Genomic DNA, 7,393 nt, shown 5'->3' with positions numbered 1-7,393 from the left:
CTAAAAGCATCACGTCCTGTGATAACGCCTTCGTGACCAACATCCTGTTGCCCCGACGCCCCCAGGAAAGCGCCCAGTCGGAACGGAAATCAACCACACGTTATGGTGATGAGCCATATTTAAAAAGTATTTTGATTAGGAATACTAAATATTAATAATTTTTACTTGATGAATATCGTAATAAAATGTAAGATAAGTTTGATTTTATCTTAGTATATAACTAGGTTTACTAATAAAGTAATCAGTGGTAGGTCTTTATCTACCGTAGATTATTCATTTTCACTAATAAGGCTTTAATGGTCAGTTATACAGATAAATGACTGCCCATTAAAGCGGAATCAAAATTCAATAGATGGAGAGTGTAAGGATGTTACATCAATTTTCACGTAATGAGCTCGCAATAGGAACAGAGGGACTCGAAAAATTAAAAAATACAACAGTAGCCATTCTTGGTGTAGGCGGTGTAGGTTCATTTGCTGCTGAGGCATGTGCGCGAAGTGGTATTGGCCGCATTATTTTGGTGGATAAGGATAATGTAGATATTACGAATGTTAATCGTCAATTAGTTGCCTATCTTTCAACGGTCGGAAAATCTAAGTCAGGTGTCATGAAAGAGCGTATTGCTGATATTAATCCAGAATGTGAAGTAATTGATATGCATATGTTTTACACGGAGGAAACATATGAGCAATTTTTCGCACAAGGCATAGATTATGTTATTGATGCAAGTGACACAGTGATGTATAAAATTCATCTTATGAAAGAATGTCTAAAGCGAAATATACCGATTATTTCTAGTATGGGTGCGGCCAATAAAATGGATCCTACTCGTTTCAAAATTGCGGATATTTCCAAAACGCATACAGACCCATTGGCTAAAATAATCCGTACGAAATTACGGAAGGATGGTATTCATAAAGGAGTAACGGTTGTGTTCTCGGATGAGAGTCCTATTGTAGTGCGTCCAGATGTTGTGGAGCATGTCGGAAAACCGGATGCAGCTATCCGTAAAGCAAAAATGCCTCCATCTTCCAATGCCTTCGTTCCTTCAGTGGCAGGCTTAATTGCAGCAAGCTGGGTAGTGAATGCAATCGTAAAGGATATAAAAATTACACGTGTACAAGGCTAATACACTTTTGTTAGTTGGGCGATAAATTAAAAATGTTCATCGATGAATTAACAATATCTATCGATAATCTTAAATAATTTCTCGATAAAAAGGGTATCTCTTAAGAATCAGCGGACGCCACCATGAAAGCGCCCAGACGGAACGAAAATCACCGTCAGTTATGGCAATGAGCCATTTTATGGAAGCAGCTGTCTCGTTTAAGACAGCTGCTTTTTATATGTTACAATAGGAGCGTTGTAAAAAAGAGGTCTAAGATATTTGTTAGGTAATTAATGAGGGAGAGACGGTCGCCTGAACGTTAGGGCAGCTTCACATTATGACTCCTCCAATATTTGCTGTAGAACCTATAAAAGGGGGCATTTTATGATGGAGCAAATTTATCAAATGGAATATAGAGGCTTAAATCTATTCGATGAAATTAGCACAGTAGAATTAGCTATTGATGAAGAAGGGCAAACAATACACATTTTTGATGTTGGACAAGTTGTTAGCCCTATTTTTAATTTTGATGTTTCAGCTTACGAGCTATCAGATGGTTTTTACAAAATGGCGGATATACTCCGACATAAACGTATATTGACAAATCAACAGCCTGGTAATGAATTAACACTTAGTGAGTGGTTAATTACAAACACTGCCTATTTTTATATACCGCAAAAAAGAATAAAAAAATATGCGCAAGGAAGTATTAAAGAAATTATTGATCGAACGAAAGAGCAATCTTTATTTGATTATTATGTTCAAAGAACATAATTTTACCAAAATAGTTCGCCTAACGTGCTCAAAATGCTATTAATTCACGAAATTGTCTTATTTTTTTCATGTGGCCACTTCTCTATTTGGTTTATTGCTATAATTTGAATAAATTCCAATAGATAATAGATCAGTTTGTTTGGAATGTACAGGACTACTTAGGGAAGTAGGAATGACGTTTAGAAAACAAATGAGAACATCGGAGAGTGGTAAAATGGAAATTCAAGTAATTCGTGATCATTTAGATATTGTAAGACTTCAGCAGAAAATGAATGATATTGTATTTGACTATTTGGATACATCTAATAATTATCCAAAGGCTATGAGAGGACTAAATCCTTTATATACACAAGTTACAACATTTTATAAAGAGTATTTAGACAATAGAGCAGGGGAATTGCCAAGTGCCAATACCTATTGGCATTTGTTTATAGATTGCAGTGCAAAGCTTTGCTACTTTTTAGCGGCAGCAACTTATTATTCATCCAATGAGTTACAAAAAACACCTGAAAAAGTTGAACAATTATTAACGATTGCAGCCTATTCTTTACCTCGTATTGACCAGGAGGAGAATGAACAATTATTATCAGCGATTTTCGCACTTTACAATGAAGTCGTAAAAGATGAAGAGAAAACTGTATCATTACGAAATACAGTACTTGAACAAAAAGGTGCAGTCAAACAATGTTTGCAGCAATTTAAAATATTTGTTGATCATGAATTTACGAAATAATTTAGGAGTGATTTAATCATCACTTTCAGAAAATAGAATAACAGTTTAGAATCTGCTTACTTTTTGCGGTTAATCCACCAATCCTTACAGCACTCTACTTTGCGAGGGGTGATTGGGTTTCCGATTCTTAAAGTTTTGCAGATTTTTTGTTTATGATAATAGATTATTGAAAGAAGAACGCTAAAGTGATGTTAAAATTTTGTTGTACGAAAATAAAAAAAGGACTTTTTTCTTAAAAGGTATTTATAAATTTTTGTCGAAATATAGTTAAAAAATTGAAAATCTATGTGTAAGGTTTATGGCTCAACATCGTTTTGTAAAAACGTATACTATGTACAAGTTGATTGGAGTGCCAATCACAACCAAAATCAACCCTACATTATGGTGATGGTTAAGGTTTTATTCATGCTGAAAGAAGTTAAAGCCTCCGGCGGAATCAATTATGCCGAGGCATAATTGATTGGAAGGGGGCCGTTCAATGTTAATAAACGGTATCGAAATCGATTTGGCGAAATTAGAAAAACCACTCTTATTAGTAAGTGAGGATGAGGAATTTTTATTTCTACAGCTTATACAACCAACACTTGAACATGAGCTTATTCAATACCAATTAGCTCTCTCGACAAGAAAATCCATCTCATTAGTTAGAGATTTTTGGTCGGCATTGTATAAAGGTCAAGAAAAATTATATATCAACAGTGGACATGCGCTCCTTTATCCAATTCGTTTAATCATATTCGAACTGGTGACACAAGCTGAGTACTTTAAACGTTTGTCAAAAAAATCTTTTGGAGATGAATGTCTGTCACTTATTTATGCCATTGTCCTAGTACAATTTGTCTTACGGTGGATAAAGGAACGATTTAGTGATAACAAGGAAGTTAATGAGGCATTAAAATTATTATATAGAACTACAGATGATACTGTGGATGATCAAACCTCTCCGTCAAGGGAGCAATCGATCGGTCAAGCGATTGCTGTAAAAGCAATTCGCTTTGAAGTACGGGAGAACTCTCAGGAATTTGCTAGTCTACTTTATCAAACCTACAATTTTCTTCATTATTTACATGATATCGAAAAAGAAAAAGAGCAGAAAGAAACGACTAAATTATCCTCAGTGAGAAATGTAGAAGATATATTGAACCGATTTTACAATAAACGCTATACAACAAATAATGCGACCTTTACAGGATGATTGCTTAGCACTCTTCCTATTTTTTTCGGAAAGTAATGAAATGAAAAAATAAGGCGCTTCTAGTTCAGATTGAAGTGCCCTATTTTTATGAAAAAATAGTATGTTATGATTTTCAGTTAAGCAAATAAAGATATTACTTTTCATCCTTATGAAAAGATTTAAGCTTTTCGTAGATTCCTGCCATTCGTTTTTCTTCACCCGCAATAACAGGTTTATAAAATTCTGTACCTACAAGCTCATCAGGTAAATATTGCTGGTCGACCCAGCCACCAAATGTGCCAATAGGGCTGTTGTGGGGAAATTGATAGCCTACATGACCTAAATCTTTTGCTCCTTCATAATGAGCATCACGTAGATGATGCGGAATATCGCCAGTTTTTCCTTCATGAATGCTAGCAATGGCGGCATCGATGGCTGCAATTGCAGAATTAGATTTGGATGCTAGGCACATTTCAATAACAGCACTTGCAAGCGGAATACGTGCCTCGGGTAGCCCTAAACGCTCAGCCGCTTGCACAGCCGCAAGCATATGCGGCCCTACATCAGGATTAGCAAGGCCTATATCTTCATAAGCCATAACAAGTAAGCGTCGACTAACAGCTACTAAATCACCTATTTCCAATAAATGAGCTAAATAAAACAATGCTGCATTCGTATCACTTCCACGAACAGATTTTTGCAACGCAGATAGCAAATTATAAAAATGGGATCCTTTTTTATCACCATAAACACCAATTCTGCCGATAAGATGCTTAAGGATATGATCAGCAGCAATTGTTCGACCGTCCACTTCATCACTTGCATAATAAAGCGATTCAAGCAAAGTTAATGCCTTCCGAGCGTCACCGTTAGCTGCTTCAGCAATTTGTTCAATTTGATTATCTGTTAAGACAAAATGATATTTACCTAGCCCGCGTTTATCATCAGAAAGCGCTTTTTTTATAAGTTCGATTATATTTTCTTTCGTTAAACGTTGTAGTTGATATATTTCTCCGCATCGTGAGCGGATAGCGGGATTTACATCATGGTATGGATTTTCTGTTGTAGCTCCAATTAACACGATTGAGCCGTTTTCCACATGTGGCAACAAAGCATCCTGCTGTAATTTATTAAAACGATGAATTTCATCCAAAAAAAGAAGGACTTTCCCTGAGATTCTAGCTTCCTGTACAATATCCTCGACATCCTTTTTACCAGCGCGAGTAGCATTAAGCGCGAAAAAAGGAAGGTTCGAGCTTCCTGCTAAGGCATTCGCTATTGACGTTTTGCCGATACCTGGCTCACCAAATAGCAGCATGGATGGAACATGCTCATTTTGAATCATTTTATAAAGAGCGGTATTAGGACCGATAAAATCTTGGTGTCCTACAATCTCATCAAGGGTTAAAGGACGCATGCGATAAGCGAGTGGTTCATTATGCATTGAAAATTCCCCCTTTCAACTGTTTTTATTGATTTTTATCTTTTTTCAGCGGGTGTCCAAGCACTTTCTGAAATAGAAGAACTCAGGGTAAGACTTCACATCCTGTGAAAACGCCTGAGTGACCAACATCATGCCACTGATTATGCCGAGGCATAATCGATTTGCTAAATGTTTTTTTGTGCTTATAATGAAGCATTACATAGTATTTGCCTAACTATACTAAGGCGCAATTAATAGTATATCATAACCTCCCGAGAGTATTTCCGAGTTCTGCGAGAGGAGATTATGTTATACTGTTGGTAGTATTTTTGACTAGACTATTTGAGGGTGATAAAATGAAAATTTCTACAAAGGGCCGTTATGGTCTAACGATTATGATTGAATTAGCAAAGCATTATGGAGAAGGGCCTATTCCACTACGCAAAATTGCTGCAGAAAAGGAGCTGTCTGAAGCATACTTAGAGCAGTTGGTTTCACCATTACGTAATTCAGGCTTAGTGAAAAGTGTGCGCGGAGCATATGGTGGGTATATGCTAGCAAATCCACCAAGTGAAATTTCTGCGGCTAATGTTATTAGTGTGTTAGAGGGTCCTATTCAACCAGTAGAAGGTATTGAAAATGAAGAAGCGCCTCAGCGAGAATTATGGCTCCGCATTCGTGATGCTGTGAAAAATGTATTAGATACAACGACAATTGAAGATTTAGCACAATACACTGAGGAAAATGTAGCGGAAGGCTATATGTTCTACATTTAAAATGTCTAGGCTAAAGCACAGCTCCCTGCCCTATGGCATGGAGATGAATCTTTAGCGCTTTTCGTACAAAGGAGTTTTCAACATGAATTCATATATTTATCTTGATCATGCTGCGTCTTCACCAATGAATGACAACGTAATAAACGCTATGACTACAGCAATGCAACAAGTTTATGGGAATGCATCAAGTATTCATGGGATAGGTCGAGAGGCGCGCAAATATTTAGATGATGCACGTGAAATACTTGCCAAATCAATTGGTGCTCAACCTGGGGAAATTATTATAGCAAGTGGCGGAACAGAGGCGGATAATACGGCTATTTTTGGCACTGTTTATGCGCGGGCTACTGAAGGGAAGCACATTATTACCACACAAATTGAACATCACGCGGTGTTACATACTTGTGAAAAGCTTGAGCGAGATGGCTTTGATGTGACATATTTGCCGGTGGATGAAAAAGGACGTGTTTCTGTAGAAGACGTGCGAAATGCATTGCGTGAGGATACAATTTTAGTAACGATTATGTACGGTAATAATGAAGTCGGTACAATTCAACCGATTGCCGAAATTGGTAGCTTACTACGCGAACATAAGGCTGTTTTCCATACAGATGCTGTTCAGGCATATGGTTTAGAGTCAATTAATGTTGATGATTTACATGTTGATTTACTAAGTGTTTCCGCACATAAAATTAATGGGCCTAAAGGTATTGGTTTCCTATACCAAAAAGCAGGGACACCATTTACTAGTTATGCATTAGGTGGAGCACATGAGAAAAAACGTCGTGCAGGTACTGAAAATGTACCCGCAGTGATTGGCTTTGCAACTGCAGTGCAAATTGCAAATGAGTTGCGAGAAGAAAAGCGTGTACTATACAATCGCTTTAAGCAAATTATGCTGGATGTTTTCACGAAGGAAAAACTAGCATTTCATGTGAATGGAGAGTTAGAAAATACGCTCCCACATGTTTTAAATGTAAGTTTTTCTGGTATGGAAGTAGAATCATTCCTTGTAAATCTTGATATGGCAGGTATTTGCGTATCTAGTGGTTCTGCATGCACTGCTGGCTCCATTGATCCATCACACGTGTTAGTTGCGATGTTTGGACAAGACACAGAGGAATTACGTAACTCGATTCGCTTTAGTTTCGGTCAAGGTTTAACAGAAGCTGATGCACAACATGCGGCTGAAAAAACAGCATCGATTGTGAAAAGACTCGTGAAAAAATAATTTTCTCAGGTGTGTTGATTAGGAAAAATAGTTTTATTATTAAGCGATAAAATCTTTGTTAATATTTTGCTATTGTATACCCATTTTAACTGATTGTAGCGTAGGGCTACTCGACTCCCGCGGGAAAGCGAGACAGACGAGACCCTGAGGCCAACATGATGTTGGTCACGAAGG

7 protein-coding genes are annotated in these 7,393 nt (G+C 37.2%); 6 read left to right on the top strand and 1 reads right to left on the bottom strand.

Going from position 1 to position 7,393, the window contains the following annotated elements:
* Window positions 1–367: 367 nt before the first annotated feature.
* From ACQKN2_RS24805 to ACQKN2_RS24790, 4 genes are all read left to right on the top strand, one after another.
* The gene (locus ACQKN2_RS24805; RefSeq protein ID WP_323647514.1) at window positions 368–1,129 is read left to right on the top strand and encodes a tRNA threonylcarbamoyladenosine dehydratase; all 762 of its coding nucleotides are present in this window, start codon (window positions 368–370) and stop codon (window positions 1,127–1,129) included.
* 363 nt (window positions 1,130–1,492) lie between these two features.
* Window positions 1,493–1,882, top strand: a complete 390-nt coding sequence (locus ACQKN2_RS24800) for a hypothetical protein (RefSeq protein ID WP_427417295.1) — start codon at window positions 1,493–1,495, stop codon at window positions 1,880–1,882.
* 214 nt (window positions 1,883–2,096) lie between these two features.
* Window positions 2,097–2,615 (top strand): hypothetical protein, encoded by a 519-nt coding sequence (locus tag ACQKN2_RS24795; protein WP_427417294.1) that lies wholly within the window; start codon window positions 2,097–2,099, stop codon window positions 2,613–2,615.
* A 478-nt stretch (window positions 2,616–3,093) separates the two neighbouring features.
* Window positions 3,094–3,810 carry a hypothetical protein gene (locus ACQKN2_RS24790; protein WP_427417293.1) on the top strand — a complete coding sequence of 239 codons (717 nt, stop codon included), beginning with the start codon at window positions 3,094–3,096 and terminating at the stop codon, window positions 3,808–3,810.
* 133 nt (window positions 3,811–3,943) lie between these two features.
* On the opposite strand, the gene ACQKN2_RS24785 is transcribed toward ACQKN2_RS24790, so the two are convergent.
* A complete protein-coding gene (locus ACQKN2_RS24785) occupies window positions 3,944–5,233 on the bottom strand; it encodes a replication-associated recombination protein A (protein WP_427417292.1) in 1,290 nt (429 codons plus the stop codon).
* Window positions 5,234–5,568: 335 nt separating this feature from the next.
* Between ACQKN2_RS24785 and cymR the strand changes: the two genes are divergently transcribed.
* Both cymR and ACQKN2_RS24775 read left to right on the top strand, forming a co-directional pair.
* On the top strand, window positions 5,569–5,988 hold the full coding sequence (gene cymR, locus ACQKN2_RS24780; RefSeq protein WP_053484768.1) for a cysteine metabolism transcriptional regulator CymR: 420 nt from the start codon (window positions 5,569–5,571) through the stop codon (window positions 5,986–5,988).
* Window positions 5,989–6,070: 82 nt separating this feature from the next.
* The gene (locus tag ACQKN2_RS24775) at window positions 6,071–7,219 is read left to right on the top strand and encodes a cysteine desulfurase family protein (protein ID WP_427417291.1); all 1,149 of its coding nucleotides are present in this window, start codon (window positions 6,071–6,073) and stop codon (window positions 7,217–7,219) included.
* The last annotated feature ends 174 nt before the right edge of the window (window positions 7,220–7,393 follow it).

The organism is Lysinibacillus sp. NPDC093688 (assembly GCF_050280145.1).
GTDB classification, from domain to species: domain Bacteria; phylum Bacillota; class Bacilli; order Bacillales_A; family Planococcaceae; genus Lysinibacillus; species Lysinibacillus xylanilyticus_B.
Note: the sequence above shows the minus strand (reverse complement) of the source record. Positions and strands in the feature narration are given on the sequence as shown.